We start from the raw sequence: 25,018 nt of genomic DNA on the forward strand, positions 1-25,018 counted from the left end.
ACGGCTGCAAGCAAGAGCTTCTTCTCATCGAAGAAGCTTTTTTAGTAGATTTTATATGTCGTTCGGTAGGATTTCCTATGTGTAAAAGGAGTAATAACAATGAAATATGCATACTGGCAGCCAGTTTCAAACAGCTGGCTGCGCCATGTGGAGGATGGGGGGCCTTTGAGCCTTACATGTGTTCAGGAAACTGCGCATATGGCTGAAAACTTAGGGTTCGATGCCGTATTCCTCCCAGATACCTACTTATACCAAGGAAAAAATGTCGATCAGAAGCTGGACTTTTGGAAAACGGCTGGAGCTATAGCCGAAGCAACAAATAAATTGCATATCATGGCAGCGGTCCGGCCAAGCATCGATCAGCCTGCAGAAGCAGCCAGACAGGCGGTGAAGATAGATGAAATCAGTAATAGCCGGTTTTCCCTGGCAGTCGTTTCTTTCCTGCGTGAGGAGGAAAGAAAGCGGCAAGCAGGTGATATGGAGGGAACGGAGGAGTTCTATCTTCAAACAGAAGAATTCTTCGAGGTGCTGCGGGGAGTTTGGACCGCTGGCAGCTACACATATGATGGACTGTATTATCAAGTAGAACATGTCGATTATTTGCCGGCGGGGAGGAAAAAGGGGATTTCGCCGTTATATGCAGGCGGAGAAAGCGACTACCTGCGCCAGACGATTGCGGAGACATGCGACGCATATGTCATGAAGGGCGGCACCGTGCAGGAAGTAGCTAGCATGATTGCCGATATGCAGATCCGCCGCGAAGCAGCTGGCAAGTCCGCGTTTACGGAGTTTGGTATGACAGCATACGTCATATGCCGGGAAACAGAGGAAGAAGCTATCCAGGAATGGGAACGGATTACCAGTGCGGACTATGAAGCTTATGTAACGGAAGAGGAGCTTGCACAAAAAAGCCAGATAAGTGATGATGCTGTTGCCGCTAGGGGGCTGCGACCGAACTTGGTCGGTACACCGGTACAGATTGCACAGCGTATATTAGCGTATGAGCATGCTGGTGTCAGTCTCCTGCTGCTCCAGTTTTCACCGCATAGGCAAGAGATGGAACGTTTCGCGAACGAAATCATGCCATTGGTGGAAGAAATGCGCGAAAATTCCATTTGATTGGAAGCGAACGGTAGACAATCCTTTTGTTATCGCGTACATTAGAAAAAAAGAGTAAGTATGGGGGAAACTATGGAGTTATTGACGATTTTCGATGAGCGGCATCGGGAAATTGGCGTAAAAGAAAGACAGGCAGTCCATCGTGATGGGGACTGGCATGAGACTTTCCACTGCTGGTTCGTGGAGCACGATGGTACAGATCTATACATTTATCTACAGCAGCGATCTTTCAATAAAAGTGAATTTCCCGGGAAATACGACATTACCGCAGCTGGTCATCTGGAAAGCGGCGAAACGCCCGTGGTAGGTGGCTTACGAGAGGTGCAGGAAGAATTAGGTGTCACACTTGAAGAAAGTGACTTATTCTACAAAGGTATCATCCAGGAAGAATTATTCGCCAAGGACTTAGTCGATCGGGAGTTTTGCCATCAGTTCTTTTATTATTTAGAGGAATTGCCGGACATCTTACTGAATGAAGAAGTGGTTCAGATTGTTCGGATGCGGGTGAATGATCTGGAGAAACTAGTTGAGGGAAAAGCAAGCACAGCGGAAGCGGAAATTGTCGCTGGAGTTCCCCAGCAGCGAATCGAGATTACCCGCGAAGCGCTTTGTCCACATCAGCTCGATTATTATCGGGAAGTCATCATGATCTGCCGTACATAGAAAAGGAGCAGCTATTGCTGCTCCTTTTCTTCTATCATCAGAAAGCCCAATTTCCTTTTTCGAAAATCTTTTCGACTTTGCCATCCGCTGTTTCGCCTGTAATGGATAGTTCTCCAGAACCAACCATGAAGTCAACATGTGCCAGACTGTAGTTGAACCCAATTGCTTTTAACGCTTCTTTCGTTTTGTTGCGGGCATCTTTCACGCACATGCCGATTGCTTGTCCAAGTGCCAAATGGCAGGATGCATTTTCATCGAATAATGTATTATTGAATACGATTCCGGATTGGGAAATCGGTGATTGATGGGGTACGAGCGCAACCTCGCCCAGGAAGCGGGCGCCTTCGTCGGTTTCCAGCAGGTTTTTCAACGTGTCGTAGCCTTTTTCCGCTGTGAAATCAACAACTTTTCCTTGCTCAAAAGTGAGGGAAAAGTTCTCAAGCAAAGTGCCTGCATAATTCAGTGGCTTTGTGCTACTAACCGTTCCGTTCACCCCATTTTTCACAGGAATAGTAAATACTTCTTCTGTAGGAAGATTCGGTATATAGGTAGAGCCATCTTCTTTCATGAATTCTGCACAAGTCCAGAAGGATTCCGGATGCAGCTCAATCGTCAAATCGGTTCCAGGTCCAGTATAATGCAGCTTGCGATAGTCACGTGCATTCAAATGGTCAGCGTTTTTCTTCATTGCTTTGACATGCTGTTCCCATAGCTCGACCGTATTTTCCTGATCGGAACGGGTAGTGAAGAAGATTGCATCCCATAGTTTGTCGACTGCTGCTTGTCCCTTCGAATCAGGGAAAACAGATTCCGCCCATTCAACGGTCGGAACGGACGCAATGAGCCAGTTTATCCGGCCATTCGTTTTGTGGGCTTGATATCCTTGTCTAGCTGCGCCCATTGCTTTCGTATAACGGGCAACCCTTGCCGGATCGATTCCATCAAACAGGGATGGATTCGGTGTTTTAAGCTCCAGGAAAGCTGTATCAGCAGCTGCCAATTCTTCGTAAACACGACCGCGGAATGGTGTGAAGTAATCCAAATCTTCTACTTTTGCATGCTTTATTTTTGCTTTCGTGATGTTATCATCCTGATAATCGACAATGATATCCCGCATTCCAGCTTCGTATGCCTTCTCGGCAATAATCTTTGTAAATGGTGCAGCTGCCAATTCTGCCACAATCATCAAATCCTGATCTTGCTTCACCTTCAAGCCGATATGCAGTAAAAGCTCGGCGTATTTTGCTAACTTTTGTTCGAATTGCATGAGAATCCCCCTTTTATCATCGTATCTCCATCATTTTACCAGAAAATTATGACTAGAGCCGATACTCCAAGGAGAATTTTGCGATCGGATCAAAATGAGAGGAGTGCTTGATATGACGCGGGAAGATCCAGCGTCGGGAAATCTGTTTCACTGCATCGGTCAAATCAGTGCCTGCACCGCTCCAAAAGGCCTGCCAGACGAACTTCGTGCAATAATTCCAATCGGTATCCGCCAAGGTGCGGTTGAATCGGTATCCTTTCATTGAATGAATCGACTTCTCCGCCCATGCTGCTGCTCCTGCTGGATCCGTTTTTGGTCGAAGCAAGGTGATCGTTCCGCCATAACGATGCCGGGATAGATAAGAGGCCAACGATTCAGTGATCCCGCCAGATGGATGCGCATGAAAAATTCGATCACCATTCCCGGCAATGCCGGCATGGCTGAAGAAAAAAGTGGAGGGGCTGATCGAACTGTACAGTACATCACCAGTCTGAAGCAACGCTCGTATGTCAGTAGCGGTTTGATAGAGCTTTTCAATTTCTGCTTTGGACTTCCTCATCGGGGTCACTCCTTGTTTAAATGTCATAAAATCGCAATCGAAAGCATGTTCCTTTAACGCTGCATGTATTATGATAGAGAAAGATTCTAGATTTGTGGAGGTTTAAGCATGCACGCATTAAAGAAACAAGGATACAGCATATATGATTTACAAAAGGATCTCGCATATGACGGGATGGAAAAGGATTTAGCTGAGATACAGGCTGTTTTTGATACATTGCCTGCTGATAGTTATGCACCGGAACTGAACCGTTACCGCCGTTATTCGAGGGCAATCATCTTCGATAAGGACAATCGCCTGGAATGGCTGCCGGGAATCGAGCGGGAGAATGGGAGCATGGCGCAATATTTCCAAGGCCGCTTCAACCCGGAGTACGTCGATTCCTATCGGGAATTCCCATCACTACCGGATCATATCCTGGAAAATAAACTATTGCAGAAAATCATCATGCATGATTACCATGAAACGTTCTGGCAGAAAGAGGACTTGATCCTCCCGGTTCATGCGGGCATTCATTTCGTCAAACTTGAGGTGACAGAAGATGGACAAGAGGGTGTATCTTCTCCTAACTTGATTCATCAGGACGGTGAACCGTTCACTTTTGCACATCTTATCAAGCGTGACAATGTTGTCGGCGGACTGAATATCATCGCGACTCCTGCCTGTGCAGGTAAATTGCCGGAGGATGCAGACTCCAGTCAGTTCCACGAAAGTTTCGAAATTCACCAGCCGCTTGAATCCTACGGGGTGCATGATGAGGCTGTCAGTCACTATGTAAGCCCAATCAGAAAAGGGGAGGCAGACCGACCTGGTGTACGTGCAGTCCTCTTGATCGATTTCCAGCCAACTGTATTAGCTTAAGTCCAGAAAGGGGATAGGGATGGCAGTTACCATACGCGAGGCAAAGAGAGCTGACTGTGGAAGAATCGGTGAAATCAGTACAAAAAGCTGGCAATTAGCTTATCAAAACATATTGCCGCCTGATTATTTGGCTGCCATTCGTCAGGAAGATAGGGCGGCACGTTTCGAAAAAGTACTCGAATCCGGTTCCCTTATGTTTGTTGCGGAAGTGGATGGAATGCTTGTCGGTTTCATCAGCGGGGGAAGATCCCGGGGAGGTGTGCATCCAGATTATGACGGTGAAGTATATGCCATTTATATAGATCCCGATTACACGAAGCGGGGAATCGGTACATTACTTTTGCAGTCACTGGAGAACAGGCTTGCTGCCGAAGGAATTCAAGGAGTGTTCGCCTGGATGCTTGTTGGGAATGAGTCCAGATACTTCTATGAAGGTCTTGGCGGAAAGAAGATTGCTGAGGATCAGTTTGAGATAGATGGTGTCTCTTATCCTGAAATTGCATATGGATGGAAGATAGCGGACAGATGATGTCCGCTATTTTTTTATGCGCAGGAACTCTGCCTGTATGTAGTGTGAACCATCAAAAGTGAGTTTCCAGATAGCTGGCATCGGTAGCTCCTTCCAAAAAGCATAATCAAATCTTTTATCGTAATGACCCATAGTCAGCGCCATCAGATTTCCATGCGTCCCAATAGCGACCCTTTTACCAGGTTAAGCAGTGAGTATATCTTGACAAGCAGCCGCACCCCTTTTCCTGGCCGTCATATTCGATTCGCCACCTGGAAATTGGTACACTTCCTCTGACCATAAACGGTCCATCGCTCCCTGGAAGTCTTCGACCGGAGAGGACGCAATTTGTCTTTCGCGGAGTCTTTCATCAAAAACAGCAGCAGATGGATCAGCTACGATCGTTTCCCAAGCGCGCCGGTAGGGGCTGGAAATAAATACGTCTATATTTTCCGCTTCCAAAAACTTCTGAACAAACTTCGCATCGGCGTAACCTTGCTCGGATAATGACCGGTTCCGTTCATCCGGTGTATAGATAGTATGTGCGTGGCGAACAAAATAAAGTGTTGTGTGCATAGCGATCCTCCTCAGGTTTATTCTATCAGAATGAAGGAGGGCATTTGCAATTTCAGTTGATCTAAGTTACATTTTGTAAGTAACTAATAAATTGTACGTTTAGGGGGCGAAGCAGATGATGGAGCTTCACGGTATTCACCATGTTTCAGCCATAACAGCGAATGCGGCAAATAATTATGATTTTTATACAAAAATAATGGGAATGCGCCTTGTCAAAAAGACTGTCAATCAGGATGATACATCCATGTACCACCTATTTTATGCTGACAAGCTCGGCAGTCCGGGCACGGATCTGACTTTTTTCGAAATTCACCGGGCAGGCAGGACGTATACAGGCAATAATAGTATCTCCTTGACTTCCTTGCGTGTGGCATCAGATGAAGCAATCCATTATTGGGCAGGTCGTCTAGAAGAATATGATATCCAATCAAAAGAAGTGGAACTACAGGGACGAAAGGTTCTCTTCTTTGAGGATCCAGAAAAACAAAGGCTCATGCTGGTGTCCGATGAACAAAATGAAGGCGTAGCAGCAGGCATTCCGTGGGAAGGTACCGATGTTCCGGCTGAGTTTGCGATCATTGGACTTGGTCCAGTAAAGCTTACAGTGCCAGAGCTTGAACCGACAGAGCGGGTCTTGCTGGAATTGATGGGATTCCGAAAGAAAACAGAGGCTCAGCTTGCTGATGGTACGAATTTACACATTTACGAAGTAGGACAAGGCGGCACAGGTGCCGAGGTAATGGTGGAAGTTGAACCTGGATTGCAGCGGGAACGTCCTGGCCGCGGCAGTGTGCACCATGTTGCATTCCGGGTGAAAGATAGGAAAGAACTAGAGCGGGCAAAGAAAATCCTTTATGCAGCTCACTTGCCGAATTCCGGTCTGGTAGACCGCTATTACTTTCAGTCACTTTATTTTCGGGAGCCGAATGGCATTCTGTTCGAGCTTGCGACAGACGGACCTGGATTCGCTACGGATGAAGACCCGGATGCATTGGGTGAGACGCTTGCACTGCCGCCGTTTCTAGAAAGTGAGCGCAAGAGTATTGAAGCTAGACTGACACCGCTTGATACGAAGAAGAAATAACAAGTGGAAACCGCCTTACAGGGCGGTTTTTTCGTTTAGCAGGGTTGACGCAAGCAGCGGAAGTATGATTCTATAAATAGAAATAAATGCGTATAGAAAAGAGAGTTTCCCGAGCCTGAATTCCATGGTGCCGGGAATTTTTTACACGTTTATGGGCATAACGTATAAGGATAATAGGAGTTGAAGACAGTGGGAAAAAGAACAAAACTATATGAAGCAGCAAAACAATTGGGTGAGGTTGCATTAGGAAAGCGTCCCGCTGATTTAATTATCCGAGATGGTGTGCTAGTCAACGTATTCACAGGAGAACTGCTGGAGCATACTGATGTTGTCATATCTGGTGACCGAATTGCACTAGTCGGTAAAGCACGGAAGGAGCATGAAGGACCGAATACTAAAGTGATAGAAGCAAATGGACAGTATCTTGTACCAGGGCTGATTGATGGCCATATGCATGTGGAGAGTACGATGCTTTCCGTTACGGAATTTTCCAAGGCAGCACTTGCAAAAGGTACAACGACGGTATTCATGGATCCTCATGAGATAGCGAATGTATTCGGAATTGAAGGCGTTCGTTATATGCACGAAGAGGGGCAGCAGCTGCCGTTGAAAGTGTATACGACGTTTCCATCCTGTGTCCCTGCTACAGATGATTTGGAAGACGCCGGAGCCAGCCTGACTGTGGCAGATATTCAGGAAGGTCTAACCTGGGAGAATGTTCAAGGACTGGGAGAAGTGATGAACTTCCCTGGTGTCGTTCATGGAGACAGCAAAATGCATGGGGAAATAGCGGAGACAATTAAAGCGGATAAGACGGTAACCGGCCACTTCCCTTCAGAAGACCCGTACGCGCTGCAAGCATATATCGCAGCAGGTGTTACATCCGATCATGAAACAATTGCCAAGGAAGATGCATTGGCTAAACTTCGTGCAGGCCTTCATGTGCAGATTCGTGAAGGTTCAGCATGGCGGGACGTGAAGGAAGTGATCAAGGTGATCACAGAATATAACGTGGACACACGCAATATTTCCTTGGTTACGGATGATGTTTATCCGGAGACATTGATTACGAAAGGACATATGAACCATGTTGTCCGCCGGGCGATCGAGGAAGGGCTCGACCCTGTGACAGCAATTCAGCTGGCTACAATCAACTCTGCTCGGTATTTCCATATGGAAAATGATATCGGCAGTATCAGTGCGGGTAAATTCGCAGATTTGCTTCTTATAGAGGATTTGCAGCAGATGGAAGCATCTACTGTCATAGCAGATGGAAGCATCCAATTTGAAAAAGGAGAGCTGCAGCAAGTATTTCCAGTGTACACATATCCAGATGCTGTGCGAAGCTCCGTGCATCTAGCCCGTGAAATGAAGGCCGATGATTTCCTTCACCGCACAAATCGTCCGGATGGTGAAGTGAAGGTGAATGTCGTTAAAGCAATTGAAGGAAGTGCGCGGACAGAAAAGATGACTGCTTCCCTGCAAGTCAAAGATGGAGCGGTGCACATAGATAAGAAACAGGATATCATCCATTTAACTTGTATTGAACGGCATAAAGGAACTGGGCAAATATCCAATGTCTTTGTGCATGGATTCCAGTTCCAGCATGGAGCAGTCGCTTCGACCGTGGCACATGATAGTCATAATCTGCTCGTCATGGGTGTGGATCGTGAAGATATGGCTATTGCTGCGAACCGTCTGGCAGAAATCGGCGGCGGACTTGTTGCTGTACGGAATGGCGAAGTTCTAGCAGAATTACCGATGCCGATTGCCGGACTGATGTCTGATCAGCCGCTTGAAACAGTGGTGGAACAAGTAAGTAATCTCGTGAAAGCCTGGGAAAACCTAGGGTGCAGCATAACTGATCCGATTATGACATTCTCCCTGATTGCCTTGGCGGTAATTCCAGAGATTCGGGTAACGAACCGCGGCCTTGCAGATGTCACCACATTTGAATTGATTGATGTTGTTATATCGGAATAAGGTGGGAGAAACCAGCAGAAATGCTGGTTTTTCTTCTTGTATATTGAATATTCCGATTACTTCTGATTTCATTGACAAAAAGTTAGATTATCTGTTATCTTACTTTAATACTTTACCATAATAAAGTGATGGAGGAATTAGAAGTGAATGCAGTTGTGATCGGCGTTATATTAGTACTTATACTAAGTTTATTACGAGTCAATGTAGTATTTTCCCTTATTTGCGGTGCGCTTGCTGGCGGTCTGGTCGGCGGTCTCGGGATGGATGGAACATTAGCTGCATTTACAGACGGAGTTGGAGGAGGAGCTGAGGTAGCCCTTAGTTATGCGATGCTCGGCGGGTTTGCTGTTGCAATAGCGAGTACTGGTTTGCCAGAGGCGATGGTTCGAGGGATCATCTCGATCAGCGGAAAGAAAGACACGGCTTATTCTAAGAAGCGTTCACGTGCGCTGATCCTGATTTTGATTTTGATCATGGCTTGTCTGTCCCAGAATGCTATTCCAGTTCATATTGCATTCATCCCATTGCTCATACCGCCTTTGTTATCAATTTTGAATGACTTGCAGATCGACAGGCGGCTGACAGCGACTATTCTTACCTTCGGCTTGGTGACACCGTATATGGCACTTCCAGTAGGTTATGGAGAGATATTTCAAGGTCTCGTCGCGAGCAATATAACTTCGAATGGTCTGGAAGTAACATCAAATCAAGTTACCAAGGCGATGATACTGCCTGCGCTTGGCATGGTGGTGGGTTTACTGATTGCACTCATAACTTATCGTAAACCGCGTGTTTATGAAAACAAGGAGCTTCCTGTTCCAGAAGGAGTACGTGAGGAAAATTCACGACTCGATTTAAAAACGTTGATCTTTTCTATTTTGTCCATCCTGGCAGCGTTGTCTGTTCAAATCTGGACAGACTCGATGATTTTTGGCGCACTTGCAGGTATTGTTGTTCTGTATGCAACAGGTACTGTCAAATGGAAGGAGGCCGATAACATACTGACAAACGGTATGCGGCTCATGGCATTCATCGGATTTGTTATGATTGCTGCATCGGGATTTGCAAATGTCATTGGTGAGACCGGCGATGTTGAAGGTCTGGTTGAAAGTGCCGCAAGCGCGATCAACGGCAGCCAAGCATTAGGGGCTTTTCTGATGCTGGTAGTCGGCCTGCTTGTAACGATGGGTATTGGATCTTCTTTTTCAACGGTACCTGTCATTGCTACTATTTTTGTGCCATTAGCAGTTGAATTAGGCTTCAGTCCGCTTGCGATCATAGCATTGGTTGGTACTGCGGGAGCTCTTGGCGATGCTGGATCACCAGCATCCGATTCAACGCTTGGTCCAACATCAGGCTTAAATGCGGACGGACAGCATAATCACATATGGGACAGCGTTGTTCCTACTTTCCTGCATTACAACTTGCCTGTTATCGCACTCGGCTGGATTGCTGCGATGATCCTCTGACGGTTGAACGCGGGACTTGCTAGCGTTATGATACGTGTAGAGGATAAAAAGGGGCGATGACAGTGGAAGGCAAAACAGTACGCGAATTAGTGACAGCTATTCAAAACAAGGAAATCTCTCCTGTTGAGGTGGCTTCCTATTATTTGGATCAAACAGAGCGTAAAAACGGCGAGATCAATGCGTTCGTTACCATGAATGATAAGCTGCTTGAAGAAGCGAAAGAGGCAGAGCAGGCAGTCATGCGCGGGGAGAAGACAGGCCTGCTGCATGGAATTCCTGTCGGTATCAAAGATCTTACACCTGTAAAAGGTATGCGTACCACTTTTGGCTCACCGGCCTATAAGGATCACATCGCCGATCGGGACGCTACGATCGTCAAGCGTCTGCGACAAGCAGGTGCTTTGATCATGGGTAAGACGAACACACCTGAATTCGGTCATAAGGGCACGACGGATAATATGGTATTCGGTGCTACCGTGAATCCATGGGATCATTCCAAGACAGCAGGCGGATCAAGCGGTGGTTCTGCTGCTGCAGTAGCAGCAGGAATGGTGCCGCTGGCGGAGGGAAGTGATGGAGGAGGCTCCATCCGCATACCGGCGAGTCTTTGTGGGATATTTGGCTTCAAACCGACATATGGCCGAATTCCGATGGATAATAATTTGGGTAATGTTTTCGGTTCCAGCTCACCATTCGTCAACCATGGACCGCTTTCGAATAATCCCGATGATAGCGCGCTGTTCCTGGAAGCTGTACAGGGTCCGTCCACAACGGATCCATTCAGTCTCCCGCTTTTGGACAGCCAAATCGGCACATCCTATTTGGAAGAACAAGCGCAAGGTCTTCGTATCGCTTATACACCGGATTTCGGCATGTATGCTATCGATCCGGAAGTACGCCAAGTTGTCGAAGCAACATTCGATAATTGGCGCGCGCTCGGCATGTCTGTTGAGACAGTGAATCTTGATTTTGATATGGATCGTCGTCAGTTCAATGGATTCTTCACAAGCATGTGGTATGCATCTTCAGCAGCAGGAAGTGCAAAATTGCTTGAAAGCAATCCGGAATGGGTGTCCGACTCCTATCGTGAGATGATTGAAAAGGGCAAACCGCTGATGGCTTCTGATTATCGTGCGTACGAACGGAATCGCACGACAGTCTGGAACAGACTGCAGACGGTGCTTCAGGATTATGATCTAGTCCTCTCACCGACACTGGCTGTTCCTGCTTTTGACTATCATTTGTTGGGGCCATCTGTCATTGATGGACAGCAGGTGAAGGAAGATGCAGACTGGATGATGACGCACGCTTATAATGTGACTGGTCTACCAGCAGCGTCACTTCCAGCAGGACTTTCACAAGGAGGCTTGCCGATCGGTATGCAGCTGGCCGCCAACCGTTTCCAGGATGCCCGTGTCCTACGAGCAGCCAAAGCCTATATGGATGCCTATCCACTTCGTTAAAATAGCAGCTTCGGCTGCTTTTTTCATTTGTCCCAAATATCCCGGTTGTTTTACAGAAAATTAACCAGAATCATGTCTATCCTCCTATATCGGGATAGTTTGATACCAGCTAGTATGGTAGATGACGGAGTTCGTCGGTATTTGCCGAACTTACTATTATTTTGGGGGAATCATGTTAATGGGTAAAAAAGTAGTATCTGTTTTTGCAATAGTCGCACTTATTTATTCAGGAATTTTGCCGAGCTTCTCTTCCAGGGCACAGGCAGCGGAGCGAATTGCGGCGCCGATACTATCGGAGTACGTAGAAGGAAGCTCATATAATAAAGCGATCGAGCTTTATAATCCGACCGATGAGCCGATCGATCTCGGTCAATTCGAATTGGCAGGATATTTCAATGGTAAAACGGAAGCAACTGCTTCTGTTACCTTATCGGGTACATTGGAATCGGGTGATACATATGTCATTGCCAATCCGCGTGCGAGTGAAACCCTGCTTGCAGCAGCAGATCAGACGAACGGGAGTGTCATCAATTTCAATGGGAATGATGCTGTCGCTCTCCAGCACGATGGAACCGTTCTTGATGTCGTTGGTGAAATCGGGAATGATCAGGACATAGCCAAGGATATCGGCCTTATCCGATCTGCTGACGTGACCGAAGGCAGCACAGTCTTCGTTCCAGAGCAGTGGGAAGAGACAGCAAAAGATACATTCGACTCAATTGGATCTCATGGAGAGGAAGAACCCGGCGAAGAACCCGAAGCAGGAACGGTCCAGCCGATTGCCGATATAAAGGGGAAAACCGGTGAAACGGTGACCGTAGAAGGAATTGCTACCGCAGATAATGCAAGCATCAGCGGTGGGAAACTATCTGTATTCATCCAGGATGAAACGGCTGGACTGAATATCTATCATACGGATGAAGCAGCCTTTCCGGAGATAAAAGAAGGTGACCTTATCCGCGTGACCGGAGAGATTACCAGTTATCGTGGGTTGACAGAGATAGCCCCCTCTGTGGACGGTGTGACTGTCATTTCCTCTGACAATGAAATCCCTTCACCGGAGGTAATGACAATCAGCCAGCTTCAGTCTGAAGCGACAGCTGAACCAGCAGAAGGGGAACTTATCCGGGTGACAGGATACATCAAAGATATCCCGTCAAGCTCAGCTGGCGGTGGATACAATATTCAATTCATCAATGAAAACTATGAATCTATCACATTGCGTATCATGGAATCTGCCTTGGACATTTCGACTGTGGAAGAAGGCAAGTGGTATACCGTTACTGGTATCCTGAGTCAATACGACAGCTATCAAATCCTCCCGCGTAAACAAGCGGATATGCAGATAGCGGCAGAGCAGCCTGAAGCGCCGAAAACAGAAGGTAGCTATAAAGCAGTTGTGGAATCTGTCACGGATGGAGATACGATTCGCTTAAAAGACCCTGTTTTAGGATCGGATCGCGTCCGCTTTGTGAATGCGGATACGCCGGAAACATTTCATGCAATCAAAAATGAAATGGACCAGAATCAGATGGACCACGGCAAGGCAGCCTCTGATTATCTAAAATCCAAGCTGTCTGCAGGTGATGAGATTACACTTGAAGTGGGGGAAGAGCCAACAGATAATTATGGCCGACTCCTGGCGCAGGTCATCACCGCCGATGGGGAGAATATGAACCTTGAATTGGTGAAAGAAGGTTTGGCTGTTACTTACTTTATCGCACCAATTGGTGATGAGCGTGAATATGCAACCTATCAGCGAGCAGTAGCAGAAGCCAAAATGCAGGAAAAAGGAATTTGGAATCCAGAATCTCTTTTGGAGGAGCTGCCGTTTGAATTCCGTGCCCGTTATGATGGCGGTGGACTGGATAAGTACGTTGGGAATTCGGATGCAAAGCAATACGTCGCTCCTGACCAGTGGGAGTCCATTCCAGTTGATAAGCGCATCTTCTTCTGGACAGAACAGGATGCGCTTGACGCGGGATATGAAGCAGCTGGTGATGCAGAGCCACCTGTGGAGGAAGATAACCTGGCTGTGCAGCTGCTTGGTATGAACGATCTTCATGGCAAAATTGATCAGCAGTATGAACTGGATACGGACGGAGATGGCACAATGGATGGCACTTTCGGACGTATGGATTATACAGCAGCAGCTATCAAACAGCGGGAAGCAGACAATCCGAATAGCTTGCTCGTCCATGCTGGGGATATGATCGGCGGCAGCTCTCCTGTATCGGCACTGCTGCAGGATGAGCCGACAATCGAGATCATGGAAGCGATGGGCTTCGATGTAGGTACGATCGGCAATCATGAACTGGATGAAGGTACAGAAGAGTTATTGCGTATCGTGGAAGGCGGGGAGCATCCGAGTGGAACTCCTGGCTATGATGGAACGGACTTTCCGACACTTTGTGCCAACTGTGTCTACAAAGACAGTGGTGAAACGATCCTGCCTCCTTACAGCATTCAGGAAGTCGATGGGGAGAAAATCGGCTTCATCGGAGTAAATACAACGGCATCACTTGGTATGGTCATGCCAGAAGGGATTCAGGATATTACCATCACCGATGAAGTAGCAGCAGTCAATCAAGCAACAGCCGAATTGAAAGAACAAGGCGTCAAGGCAATTGTCGTCCTGTCCCATATGCCAGCTGAGCAAAGTGGGGACAGTGCGATAGGCGATGCAGCTGATATGGCTAATGCGGTGGATGATGAAGTTGACATCATTTTCGCAGCGCATAACCATGCTGTCGTCAATGCAACGGTTGATAATAAACTGATCGTTCAGGCGTCTGAATATGGAAAGGCTTTTTCAGATGTGGATGTGGAGATTGATCGAAAAACAGGCGATATTGTTTCCAAAGAAGCTGAAATCGTATGGGTAGATCAGGGAGTTTACACACCTGATCCGACAGTCGGAACCATCTTGGATAAATATGCCGAAGAAGTAGCGCCAATCATGGATGAAGTCGTCGGCGTGGCAGCTAATCCGATGACTGGCGGTTATGCAGTCAAGGGTGAAGTAGGTGACAATGCGCTTGGCAATTTGATCGCCGATGGCATGAGAGAGGCAATGGATAGTGACTTTGCCCTGATGAATGGCGGAGGGATCAGGGATGATTTACTCGAAGGCGACATTACTTGGGGTGAGCTTTTCAACATTCAGCCATTCAACAATACACTCATGACATTCGAGATTGACGGAGCGGATCTGGAGGCAATCTTGAATGCACAGATTACTTCATACGGTCCGGATTACAGCATAAGCGGCTTTACGTATACATGGAATGGAGAAACGAATCAGGTTGTGGATATTAAGCTTCCTGATGGTTCTCCGATTGACGAAGATAAAGTGTATACGATTACTGTGAATAACTTCATGGGAACATCTCAAGGTGATAAATACCGTCCGATCAGCGAACTTGGCCGCAATCCTGTAATGGGACCGGAAGATTTGGAGGCAACTGTTGCATTTGTAAGAAGCTTCGAGATGGAGCCGATTGCTTATGAAGCAGAAGGGCGTATTTCGGAAGTAAGCGGGGATGCACCAACTGAGCCTCCGGTAGATCCGGAAGAACCACCGACAGAACCAGAAGAGCCAGAGGAGGGCGAGAAGCCGCAGCATCCGATTATAGATTTCGTAAAAGATGTTGTTGATACAGTGTGGAATTGGGTGAAGAAACTGTTTTGGCGCTGGTAATGGAAAAGACCTTCAAGCAATTTTTACTTGAAGGTCTTTTTTTAGCTTTCAACAGCTGTTTTATCTTTGTTATACCAGATGAATTTACCGGTATAACCATAGATGATTGCAAGCCCGATAGCGACAAAGCTCAGCCACATGAATGGCAGATAGGCAAAAGTGGAAACTCCTAGAATCCCTGCCATATAAATACCGTTGTCTGACCATGGCACCATACCGGAAGTCAACGTACCGCCGACTTCTGTATTACGGGAAAGAACACGGCGGTCAAGCTGCTGCCTGTCATACGTTTTTTCCATCATTTTAGGTGTCAGGATCAAGGAAACATACATGGCGCAGCCTAGGACATTTCCAAGGAAGGCGACGATCAAGGTTGCCAATGTCGTATTGCCCGCGGATATAAGTTTCTTTTCAAAGGTGGACACGATCACTTGCAGGACACCGAGTTTTTCAAGAAGCCCGCCGAAACCAAGACCGAAAATGATAACCATCAAGGTATCGAGCATACCCATCACGCCGCCTCGGTTAAGGATGCCATCGATGAAATTCACACCTGTATCAATCGAAAATCCATTATAAGCGGTGCCAAGAGCTTCTGTGAAATGCATTCCTTGGAAAAGGGATGCCCAGATGGCACCAAGCAGAGCGCCTGTAGCGATGACTGGCAGGGATGGTTTTTTCATAGCCAATAGTACCAGTACTGCTATAGCTGGAATCAGCATCAGGATGCTGATATCAAAGTTATCCATAAGCGCGCCCTTCAATGATTCCACCCTAGCCTGATCGATATCTTTTCCTCCGTAAATGAATCCAACCCCTGTAAAAAGGATAGCCGTGATGACGAAAGCTGGAAGGGATAGGAAAAGCATAGCCCGGACATGTTCCAGAACATCTACCTTGGAAAGAGAGGATGCGAGTACGGTACTATCAGATAGAGGAGATAGCTTGTCCCCGAAATAAGATCCGGACAGCACTGCTCCGGCCACAAGCGGCAGTGGCATGCCAAGTCCTTCCCCGATCGCCATCATGGCGATGCCTGCCGTACCTGCTGTTCCCCACGATGTACCAGTAGCAATGGACATGATGGCACAGATGATCAAGGTTGCCAGCAGGAAAATACTTGGGTGGATGAATTCAAGACCATAGTATATTAATGTCGGTACGACACCCCCAGCAATCCATGTGCCGATCAAGGCCCCGACGGCCACTAGAATCAGAACGGCTTCCAGTCCATTCGAGATTCCGCTCATAATTGATTTCTGTAAATCCTGATACTGGTGCCCAAGCCGTATACCAAGGATGATGACGACAAACCATGATATGAAGAGCGCCAGCTGAATCGGCAAGTCAAGATAGACTGTGAAGGATAATACAAGCGCTAGAAAGATTCCTAGTATGATGATAATCTCCGTAACTGAGGGTAATCTTGCTTCTTTCAAATCCAGTCCTCCTAAAAATAATAGTGAACCCGCTTACATAAGGATGCGGATAAAGATGCGCTTTATATCCCGCTTTTTTAAAAAAACGGGACATATGCACATTTTTCTATTATCTATCAAAAAGCTCCTCGCCGGCAATACCCGGTTTTGTCATTTCGTAAGGATTTAAGATGATATCCAGTTCTTCTTCGGTTAGGACATCGTATTGAAGGCATAGCTCACGGATCGATTTCCCGGTAAGAATCGCTTCACGCGCGATACGCGCAGCAACTTCGTATCCTAAATGCGGATTGACTGCTGTCAGCAATCCGACACTTTTATCAACATATTCTTTCAGCATAGCCTCGTTTGCTTCGATACCGATCAGACAGTTATCGGTGAAGGAGCGGAAGCCGTTGTTCATGATACTGATGGACTGCAAGAGGTTGAACACAAGTACAGGTTCCATGACGTTCAGTTCAAGCTGTCCAGCTTCGGAAGCCAAGCAGATAGTATTATCATTACCGATTACTTGGAACGCAATCTGGTTGATCATCTCTGCCATAACCGGATTCACTTTACCTGGCATGATGGAGGAACCTGGCTGACGTGCTGGTAAGTTGATCTCGTTCAGCCCTGCTCTCGGACCGGAAGCCATCAGGCGGAGATCGTTTGCGATCTTGGACATGTTCATCATACAAACTTTCAGGCTTGCGGAAACCTCGGTATAAGCATCCGTGTTTTGTGTTGCATCGACCAAGTTTTCAGCTGTGACGAGCGGCAGACCGCTGTTGTCAGCCAAATGTTTGACGACACGCTCGATATATTTAGGATTTGCATTCAATCCTGTACCGACTGCTGTCGCTCCCATATTGACTTCATACAGATGCTGACGGGATTGTTTTATCCGTTTGATATCCCTTTCCAGCACGCGGCTGTACGCTTCGAATTCCTGTCCAAGACGAATAGGTACTGCATCCTGTAGATGCGTACGTCCCATTTTGATGACAGAATCGAACTGTTGTGCTTTTTTCTTGAATTCACCTTGCATATATTCCATTGTTTCGAGCAGTTTTTCGAGCATGTTCAATGTAGAAATATGGATTGCTGTCGGAAATACATCATTCGTCGATTGGGACATGTTCACGTGCGTATTCGGGCTTAAATGCTGATAATCGCCTTTTTCATGCCCAAGGATCTCCAGTGCGCGATTCGTGATGACTTCATTGGCATTCATATTGATGGAGGTGCCAGCACCGCCTTGGATCGGATCCACGATGAACTGGTCATGCCATTTGCCATTTATGATTTCTTCGGATGCTTGAACGATGGCATTTCCGAGCCCTTCATACAAGCGTTTTACATCCATATTGGCAAGTGCGGCTGATTTCTTCACGATGCCGAGTGCCTTGATCATTTCTTCATGGATGCGATAGCCTGTAATCGGGAAGTTTTCCGATGCTCGCAATGTCTGAATACCATAATAAGCATCTTTGATAATTTGTTTTTCTCCCAGAAAGTCTTTTTCAATCCGATGTTTCTCTTGTAAGTCTGCCATGACTTGAACCTTCCTTTTTCAATTATTTAAGAGGGCCATATAGTAATATCTTCAGCAATCGGCGTTTCCATCATGCCTTTTACTTCCTTTGGATCAGTGGATCGGCCAAGTGCCCACATGAGTTTCGGTACGATTGCTTCTGTGTTCATATTGCTGGAGCGAATCACTAACTCTTGATCGATACGACGTCCAACTTCATAGATGGACATATCTTCGCCTTCTTCCAGACATTGTGTCGTGATAACGACTACAATGCCCTTTTCCACTAATTCATTGATCTTTTGCAGAAGGTCTCGTTCTTCGAAGGGGATGCCGCCGCTGCCATAGCTCTCAATTACAACACCTTTATACATGCTTGCCAAAGCATCAAGCATTTCAGGCTTGAGTCCTGGATACAGCCTTAATAAGAGTACATCAGTACAGAGGGAAGTATCAACGGAAAACGGCAGATTTTCTCCGTGTGTTTTCTTGTTATATTCGATGGTATCATCATGGATGAAGGCAATGTATGGATAATTGATACTTTCAAATGCATCATAGCTTTTGGTCCGCAGTTTTATTGCCCTTGTCCCTTGTATGACCCGGCCGTCAAATACGACATAGACGCCGCCGACTTCTTCACAGGCAAAGCGGATGGCATCTTTGATGTTCTTTTTCGCATCTGTTTTCTGGAAGGTGATCGGGATTTGGGAACCAGTAATGACAATTGGTTTACTGGAATTTTGCAGCATATAGGACAATGCTGCTGCTGTATAAGCCATTGTATCTGTTCCGTGCGTGATGACAAAACCATCATAGGCATGATAATGATCCCGCACAGCTTCAGCCATCGTCACCCAGTCTTCCGGCTGCATATTCGTGCTATCGAGATTCATAAGCGATATTGTTTCCATTGTATATTCATTATCCAAATCGGAAACATAGCTTAGCAATTCATTCGCATCCACAGCCGGTGCCAAACCATTCTCTCCTTCGACTGATGCGATGGTGCCGCCGGTGGTAAGTAATAATAGCTTTTTCATTCCTGCACCTCTTCTATCTATCGTTACATATAATGAGTTATTCGCTAATTGCGTACTTAGACCCTAATTATAGAGAAGATAGAGGTTATTATCAAGGTTGTATTATTCGTATCGCGTACGAAAGGCATAAGTTTGTGCTATAATGTAAAGAAGGAAAAAATAGCGGGGGAAGTAAGATGAATCTGGATCGGCTAACAGAATTGAGAAAGAAGAAGAATTGGTCTTTGCAAGATACGGCAGATCGCCTCGGTATTGCCAAAAGCACGTATGCGGGCTATGAATCTGGATACCGGCGCCCTTCGTTTGAAGCGTTGATCACGCTGGCTGAGCTGTTTGGTACGAGCTGTGACGATTTACTTGGACGGCATTTCGAGAAGGATATCGAGCTGACCGATTTAAAGAAGAAGGAGCTGTCAGTCGATTACAGAAAGCTGACGGAAACGGAAACAAGCGGGGTAATCGCTTTTATCCGGGCAATGAGGGAAATAGAAGAAAAGAAATGAAAAACGCTTTGCAGTAAGCTGCAAAGCGTTTTGTTATGCCAGTGTTTTCTCCAAGACACGTTCTGGCTCAATGGGAGTAGTGTTTGCGAGCGTATTATATGGCAAACAAAGCGGCACTCCAGAGCGAGGATCGATGATGACATCTGCTTCGATATGGAAGACTTCCCGCAAGTTCTCTGCCGTTACAGTCTCAACAGGAGACCCTTCGCAAACAACCTGCCCTTTTTTAATCGCAATCATATGATCGGCGTAACGCGTAGCATGGTTGAGATCATGCACAACCATGACAATCGTCCGATTTTCCTCACGGTTCAGTTTATGCAGCAGCATAAGTACTTCCAGCTGATGTGCCATATCGAGGAATGTTGTCGGCTCATCAAGGAAGAGGGTTTCCGTTTCTTGTGCTAATGCCATCGCAATCCAAGCACGCTGGCGCTGCCCGCCGGAAAGCTGGTCGACTGCACGTTGGGCGAAGTCTGCCATACCGGTTACATCGATTGCCCATGCAATCACTTCTTTATCATAAGGAGTAAGTGTACCGAAGCCTTTCTGATGCGGATAGCGGCCATAAGCCACAAGCTCGGATACTGTCAGTCCCTCGGGTGCGACAGGGTTTTGCGGCAGGATGGCAAGCTGCTTTGCGACTGCTTTCGTCGATTGTTTATGGATGCTTTTACCGTCCAATAGCACGGTGCCGTTCTTCGGCTTCATGACACGAGCCATCGTTTTAAGTATAGTGGACTTGCCGGAACCATTAGCTCCCACCAGTGCCGTAATCTTTCCTTTAGGAATTTCTATAGTCAAATCTTTTACGATTGATTTATCTCCATAGGCTACTTCAAGTAATTCCGTCTGCAAACGTCCCATTACTGGTACCCCTTTCAGCTTCTCTGTGAGAATGAGATTCGTTATCATTTATATTGTCACAAAATAAGAGGCTATTCAAGGTTTATCCGGCAAATTTCATAAAAAAGTAAGATTTCTTCCAACTGGTAGCACATTGACTTTGTGTGGAATATTCAGATATGATAATGATAATGATTTTCAATTAAAGGACAGACCGGGAAGAGGATAGGAGTGTTGGAAATGCAATTGGAGCAGCTGATCAAGGAAAGAAGATCGATTTCGAATTATGATACAAGCAAACAAATCTCTTATGAAGAGATCCAGAATCTGCTCGATGTATCAGTATGGGTACCGAACCATAAGATGACACAGCCTTGGCGATTCATCCTGATAGATGGAGAGACGAAGGAGAAGCTGGGTGATATCAATGCCAAGCAAGGCGCAAAGGGTGTTGCAACTGCTGAAGAAAAAGAGAAAAAGGCAGAGGCGCTGAAGAAGAAGATTATCGATGTGCCGTTATGGATAGCGGTTGTGCTGGAGGAACATACGCAAATGAAATTCAGGGAAGAGGATTACGCGTCTGCCAGCATGCTGATCCAGAATTTCAGCCTGCTAGCCTGGGAAAAAGGGATCGGTACGATCTGGAAGACGAATGCTTTGCTGGAGAATCAAGAGGCGAGGGAATTGCTGCAAATCAAACCAGGGGAGCGTAATATCGGTCTGCTGCAAGTCGGTTATATAGGGAAAGAACCAAAAGTGAAGCCCCGAGTACCGGCAAGTGACCGGACAACGATACTAAACTAAAAAACAGCGATTCTGTTCAAGCAGAATCGCTGTTTTTCTAGACGATCTTTTTACGCAAATAACCTGATATCAAGTCGATCAAAGATACGAGTATAATGACACCGAGCAATATGATTCCTACCCGCGGCCAGTTACGTGATTGCAATGCGAAGATAAGCGGAGCTCCGATACCACCGGCTCCGATGATACCAAGAATGGAAGCTCCCCGCACATTCAGTTCGAACCGATACAGCGTATAGGAAATGAAGCCAGGAAGGACCTGTGGTAAGACAGAGTAAACAAGGACCTGGATCCGGTTCGCTCCGGTAGCAATCAGTGCTTCACGAGGACCATGGTCGATTGCATCCACTTCTTCAGCAAATAATTTACCAAGCATCCCGATGGAGTGGAGTCCTAAAGCCAGCACTCCGGCATAGGAACCTGGACCAACTGCTTTAATGAAGATGATAGCCAGTACAACCTCTGGAAATACCCGGATATAACTAAGGATAAATCGTCCTACTCCTGTGACGAAGAAGCCTCCTTTACTGCGGCGTCTTGCAGCCCAAAAGCCAAATGGCACGGTAAGAATCGCAGAAATGAATGTACCAAGAATCGAAATCGCCAATGTATCAATCAACCCGTAAATTAAACCTTCCTCATCATTAATGAAGTCCCAATCCGGGTGAATGATTCCTTCAAAGATAGCCTTGGAAATCTGTCCAGCTGTATCCTTGATCTTGAACTCCTCGACACCTGAGAATGCCCAAACATAAATCGCAGCCAGAATCACTAGAATTAGCACGCGGTTGAAAACCCGCTTACCGCGGCCTTTTGGTTTGTCGACGGTTTGTGTGGATAGTTGGCTCATAGTAATTTCTCCCGAAGTTTATTGCTGATAAAATCGATGATTACTACAACGATAAGTGTTGCGAAAACCAATGTGTTGACATTCGGATAGTTGAAAAAGCCAAGGTTGCTGTCAAATAAGAGACCGATACCCCCGGCGCCAACTAGACCAAGAATAGCCGCTGCTCGAATATTTACTTCAAATGTATAAAGCACATAAGATACGAAATATGCAGCCGCCTGCGGAATGATGGAGAAGGTGATCCATTGCACTTTATTCGCACCAACTGCAGTCATCGCTTCCATTGGTCCTTTGTCAATGCCTTCGATGGATTCATAAGTCAATTTGGCGATGATTCCGACAGAAAAAATGGTCAAAGCAAAGATACCAGGAATCATACCGAGTCCGAAAATAGCAACAAAAACAGCCGCAAGAAGGAGCTCTGGTACAGTACGGATCAAGTTGAGCACAAAACGTGCTGGATAAGAGATCCAAGGAATCCGGTTAACGTTATTCGCACACAGCAGGATAATAGGAACAGCTATAATCGCACCAAATGTTGTACCAATTACTGCCATACGGATCGTTTCCAGCATGGGATCGATTATTTCAAGGAAATAGCCCCAGTCTGGCGGGAACATTTCAACTATAATGGTTGCCATTTGATCACGATTGGTAAACAAATCCACGATGCTGGCTTCAGAACGCCAGTAGCTCCAAGCGAGCAAAGCGAGAACAATGATGCCTGTGAGATAATGCTTTAGTTTTGACGGTGCTTTCGGAACCATTTTTTTTGGAGTCTGGTTCATTCGGCTCCAGCTCCAACTGGTCCTCGCTGCTGTTCTTTTTCCAGCTGCTGTCCGTAGATTTCCTGGAACTTCTCATCAGTCGCTTCTTCCACTGGTCCGTCAAAAACGACTTCCCCGGCATTCAGCCCGATGATGCGTGTTGCATACTGACGGGCAATATCGATGAAGTGAAGGTTGACGACCGTCGTGATGCCGAGTTCTTGATTGATTTTTTTCAAATCGTCCATTACTTGTTTGGTAGTCAGCGGATCTAGCGATGCTACTGGCTCATCGGCTAAGATGATTTTGGCTTCCTGCGCCAGCGCCCGGGCGATGGAGACACGCTGCTGCTGACCACCAGAAAGCTGATCGGAGCGTGTGTACGCTTTGTCGACAATATTTACACGATCCAAAGCATTAAGGGCTAAATTGACATCCTCTTTCGGAAATAAGCCGAATACGGTACGTAATGTAGAGTGATAAGCAACACGCCCAGATAGAACATTGCGCAGTACAGTGGAACGTTTCACTAGATTGAAGTTCTGAAAAATCATGCCGATATCACGGCGGAACATGCGCAAGCTCTTTCCTTTTGCAGCGGTAATCGACTTGTTATCAATCAGGATTTCTCCCTCTGAGATTTCATGCAATCTATTAATCGAGCGCAGCAATGTGGACTTACCAGCACCGGAAAGTCCGACAATGACAATGAACTCGCCTTTTTCGATAGTCAAGTTGATGTTTTTCAAACCTTTGACGCCATTTGGATATGTTTTCGAAACATTGCGAAATTCTATCACTTTCTATACCAACCTTTTTATGTAGTTTAATAGTTAAGAAAAAGAACTGTTCTGAAAAGATATACATACAGACAAAAGCCCAGCCAGTCCAAGGATATCTCAGGCTGGCTGGATGGATAGGTAGATTATGAAAGGGACTTGATTATTCTAGACCGTATTTCTCAGCGTACTCACGTACAACTTCGAAGTTGCTGTCATCGGATTTCACATAACCTTCATGTGTGTAAACATCGCGGATGATTTCCAAACCTTCCGGATCTTTACCGATGTTGATGAAAGCGTCTGTGATTTTTTCTTTCCACTCGTCATTGATCTCAGGCGTGACGGCAATTGTATCGTTCGGGATTTTTTCCGTAGTGGCGATTACTTTTGTATCTTCAAATACAGTCGGATAGTCGCCGCTTACAGTATTACGTGCATCCTGGAACGTAACAGCTGCATCTGTATCACCGTTCAATACGCTGATGATACCTGCATCATGACCTTTGACGATTGTCGGAGTCAAGTCCTGCTGGATGTCCAAACCAGCTTCATCAAGTGCGCCGGCCGGCCATACATAACCTGCAGAAGAAGTTACGTCCTGTACTGCGATGCTTTTGCCCTCAAGGTCTTCAAGGGAATTGATATCGGAATCAGCTTTGACTACGAATTGTGCAAGATAGTAGTCTACTAGTTCATCTGTCGGAGAACCGTCTTCTGGATTGACACCGTAGCGCTGGGACTGAAGGATAACATCCGCAGCATCTTTTTCATGTGCCAAAACATATGCTGTAGGTGGTAGGAAACCAACGTCTACTTGACCGGAAGACATCGCTTCAACGATAGTGTTGTAGTTAGTGGATACACTAACTTCAACAGGAATATCCAGCTCTTCCTCCAGAAGTCCTTCAAGTGGTTTTGCTTTTGCTTCAAGTGTTTCAGCGTTCTGAGAAGGAACGAACTGCACACGCAATTCTTCTAGATCTCCATTGCTGCCGCTCCCGCTGCCGCCGCCCTCTGCGCTGGAATCCTCGGATCCGCACGCGCTGAGCAAGCCTGCTGCTAGAAATAGAGTCGCGCCGACGCCTGCAATTTTCTTAAACATGATATACCCCCAAAAATTGTTTAATTTGCACTGCATGAACAACTATATCACGACTTGTTCCAGTTTATGTTAACTTACTGTAATAAGAATGTAAAGATAGTTTTGGCATGTTAT

Annotated in this window: 22 protein-coding genes; 11 read left to right on the forward strand and 11 right to left on the reverse strand. The window is 46.4% G+C overall.

Going from position 1 to position 25,018, the window contains the following annotated elements; genetic code table 11:
* Window positions 1-99 precede the first annotated feature (99 nt).
* Both BLQ53_RS00395 and BLQ53_RS00400 read left to right on the forward strand, forming a co-directional pair.
* On the forward strand, window positions 100-1,119 hold the full coding sequence (locus tag BLQ53_RS00395) for an LLM class flavin-dependent oxidoreductase (RefSeq protein WP_093724885.1): 1,020 nt from the start codon (window positions 100-102) through the stop codon (window positions 1,117-1,119).
* 72 nt (window positions 1,120-1,191) lie between these two features.
* Window positions 1,192-1,782, forward strand: coding sequence for an NUDIX hydrolase (locus BLQ53_RS00400; RefSeq protein WP_170829523.1), 591 nt, complete (start codon window positions 1,192-1,194; stop codon window positions 1,780-1,782).
* Between the two features lie 37 nt (window positions 1,783-1,819).
* Here BLQ53_RS00400 and BLQ53_RS00405 read toward each other — a convergent pair whose 3' ends face one another.
* Together BLQ53_RS00405 and BLQ53_RS00410 are read right to left on the reverse strand one after the other, a co-directional pair.
* The gene (locus BLQ53_RS00405) at window positions 1,820-3,049 is read right to left on the reverse strand and encodes an aminopeptidase (RefSeq protein ID WP_093724889.1); all 1,230 of its coding nucleotides are present in this window, start codon (window positions 3,047-3,049) and stop codon (window positions 1,820-1,822) included.
* A 52-nt stretch (window positions 3,050-3,101) separates the two neighbouring features.
* A complete protein-coding gene (locus BLQ53_RS00410; protein ID WP_093724891.1) occupies window positions 3,102-3,608 on the reverse strand; it encodes a C40 family peptidase in 507 nt (168 codons plus the stop codon).
* Between the two features lie 108 nt (window positions 3,609-3,716).
* On the opposite strand from BLQ53_RS00410, the gene BLQ53_RS00415 reads away from it, so the two are divergent.
* Both BLQ53_RS00415 and BLQ53_RS00420 read left to right on the forward strand, forming a co-directional pair.
* Window positions 3,717-4,469, forward strand: a complete 753-nt coding sequence (locus tag BLQ53_RS00415; protein WP_093724893.1) for a 2OG-Fe dioxygenase family protein — start codon at window positions 3,717-3,719, stop codon at window positions 4,467-4,469.
* A gap of 19 nt (window positions 4,470-4,488) precedes the next feature.
* On the forward strand, window positions 4,489-4,998 hold the full coding sequence (locus BLQ53_RS00420; protein WP_093724895.1) for a GNAT family N-acetyltransferase: 510 nt from the start codon (window positions 4,489-4,491) through the stop codon (window positions 4,996-4,998).
* 183 nt (window positions 4,999-5,181) lie between these two features.
* Here BLQ53_RS00420 and BLQ53_RS00425 read toward each other — a convergent pair whose 3' ends face one another.
* Window positions 5,182-5,553 carry a histidine phosphatase family protein gene (locus BLQ53_RS00425; RefSeq protein ID WP_244499190.1) on the reverse strand — a complete coding sequence of 124 codons (372 nt, stop codon included), beginning with the start codon at window positions 5,551-5,553 and terminating at the stop codon, window positions 5,182-5,184.
* Between the two features lie 118 nt (window positions 5,554-5,671).
* On the opposite strand from BLQ53_RS00425, the gene BLQ53_RS00430 reads away from it, so the two are divergent.
* The 5 genes from BLQ53_RS00430 (at window position 5,672) to BLQ53_RS00450 (ending at window position 15,252) form a co-directional block, all read left to right on the forward strand.
* Window positions 5,672-6,637, forward strand: a complete 966-nt coding sequence (locus tag BLQ53_RS00430) for a ring-cleaving dioxygenase (RefSeq protein WP_093725826.1) — start codon at window positions 5,672-5,674, stop codon at window positions 6,635-6,637.
* A 189-nt stretch (window positions 6,638-6,826) separates the two neighbouring features.
* Window positions 6,827-8,620: an adenine deaminase gene (gene ade, locus BLQ53_RS00435; RefSeq protein ID WP_244499191.1), complete on the forward strand. Its 1,794-nt coding sequence runs from the start codon at window positions 6,827-6,829 to the stop codon at window positions 8,618-8,620.
* A 143-nt stretch (window positions 8,621-8,763) separates the two neighbouring features.
* The gene (locus BLQ53_RS00440; RefSeq protein ID WP_093724899.1) at window positions 8,764-10,089 is read left to right on the forward strand and encodes a Na+/H+ antiporter family protein; all 1,326 of its coding nucleotides are present in this window, start codon (window positions 8,764-8,766) and stop codon (window positions 10,087-10,089) included.
* Between the two features lie 62 nt (window positions 10,090-10,151).
* A complete protein-coding gene (locus BLQ53_RS00445) occupies window positions 10,152-11,552 on the forward strand; it encodes an amidase (protein WP_170829524.1) in 1,401 nt (466 codons plus the stop codon).
* A 178-nt stretch (window positions 11,553-11,730) separates the two neighbouring features.
* Window positions 11,731-15,252, forward strand: a complete 3,522-nt coding sequence (locus BLQ53_RS00450; RefSeq protein WP_244499192.1) for a 5'-nucleotidase C-terminal domain-containing protein — start codon at window positions 11,731-11,733, stop codon at window positions 15,250-15,252.
* Window positions 15,253-15,293: 41 nt separating this feature from the next.
* Here BLQ53_RS00450 and nhaC read toward each other — a convergent pair whose 3' ends face one another.
* From nhaC to BLQ53_RS00465, 3 genes are all read right to left on the reverse strand, one after another.
* Window positions 15,294-16,691, reverse strand: a complete 1,398-nt coding sequence (gene nhaC, locus BLQ53_RS00455) for a Na+/H+ antiporter NhaC (RefSeq protein ID WP_093724905.1) — start codon at window positions 16,689-16,691, stop codon at window positions 15,294-15,296.
* A 109-nt stretch (window positions 16,692-16,800) separates the two neighbouring features.
* The gene (aspA, locus tag BLQ53_RS00460) at window positions 16,801-18,228 is read right to left on the reverse strand and encodes an aspartate ammonia-lyase (RefSeq protein WP_093724907.1); all 1,428 of its coding nucleotides are present in this window, start codon (window positions 18,226-18,228) and stop codon (window positions 16,801-16,803) included.
* A gap of 26 nt (window positions 18,229-18,254) precedes the next feature.
* Complete coding sequence (locus tag BLQ53_RS00465; RefSeq protein WP_093724909.1) at window positions 18,255-19,250, reverse strand: asparaginase; 996 nt, start codon at window positions 19,248-19,250, stop codon at window positions 18,255-18,257.
* Window positions 19,251-19,426: 176 nt separating this feature from the next.
* Between BLQ53_RS00465 and BLQ53_RS00470 the strand changes: the two genes are divergently transcribed.
* On the forward strand, window positions 19,427-19,753 hold the full coding sequence (locus BLQ53_RS00470) for a helix-turn-helix domain-containing protein (RefSeq protein WP_093724911.1): 327 nt from the start codon (window positions 19,427-19,429) through the stop codon (window positions 19,751-19,753).
* Between the two features lie 33 nt (window positions 19,754-19,786).
* On the opposite strand, the gene BLQ53_RS00475 is transcribed toward BLQ53_RS00470, so the two are convergent.
* Window positions 19,787-20,620, reverse strand: a complete 834-nt coding sequence (locus BLQ53_RS00475) for an ABC transporter ATP-binding protein (RefSeq protein WP_093724913.1) — start codon at window positions 20,618-20,620, stop codon at window positions 19,787-19,789.
* Window positions 20,621-20,839: 219 nt separating this feature from the next.
* Here BLQ53_RS00475 and BLQ53_RS00480 point away from each other — a divergent pair, with 219 nt between their 5' ends.
* On the forward strand, window positions 20,840-21,403 hold the full coding sequence (locus BLQ53_RS00480) for a nitroreductase family protein (RefSeq protein WP_093724915.1): 564 nt from the start codon (window positions 20,840-20,842) through the stop codon (window positions 21,401-21,403).
* 37 nt (window positions 21,404-21,440) lie between these two features.
* Here the strand turns inward: BLQ53_RS00480 and phnE (BLQ53_RS00485) are convergent, their stop codons facing one another.
* The 4 genes from phnE (BLQ53_RS00485) to BLQ53_RS00500 all read right to left on the reverse strand — a co-directional run bounded on the left by phnE (BLQ53_RS00485) (window position 21,441) and on the right by BLQ53_RS00500 (window position 24,904).
* Window positions 21,441-22,253, reverse strand: coding sequence for a phosphonate ABC transporter, permease protein PhnE (phnE, locus tag BLQ53_RS00485; RefSeq protein WP_093724917.1), 813 nt, complete (start codon window positions 22,251-22,253; stop codon window positions 21,441-21,443).
* The gene (phnE, locus tag BLQ53_RS00490) at window positions 22,250-23,041 is read right to left on the reverse strand and encodes a phosphonate ABC transporter, permease protein PhnE (RefSeq protein ID WP_093724919.1); all 792 of its coding nucleotides are present in this window, start codon (window positions 23,039-23,041) and stop codon (window positions 22,250-22,252) included. Before phnE (BLQ53_RS00490) ends, phnE (BLQ53_RS00485) begins: the two co-directional genes overlap by 4 nt.
* Window positions 23,038-23,820 (reverse strand): phosphonate ABC transporter ATP-binding protein, encoded by a 783-nt coding sequence (gene phnC, locus BLQ53_RS00495; RefSeq protein WP_093724921.1) that lies wholly within the window; start codon window positions 23,818-23,820, stop codon window positions 23,038-23,040. The genes phnE (BLQ53_RS00490) and phnC overlap by 4 nt, the downstream gene beginning before the upstream one ends.
* Before the next feature lie 142 nt (window positions 23,821-23,962).
* Window positions 23,963-24,904 (reverse strand): phosphate/phosphite/phosphonate ABC transporter substrate-binding protein, encoded by a 942-nt coding sequence (locus BLQ53_RS00500; RefSeq protein WP_093724923.1) that lies wholly within the window; start codon window positions 24,902-24,904, stop codon window positions 23,963-23,965.
* Window positions 24,905-25,018 lie beyond the last annotated feature (114 nt).

Source organism: Terribacillus halophilus, from assembly GCF_900101385.1.
GTDB lineage: Bacteria > Bacillota > Bacilli > Bacillales > Amphibacillaceae > Terribacillus > Terribacillus halophilus.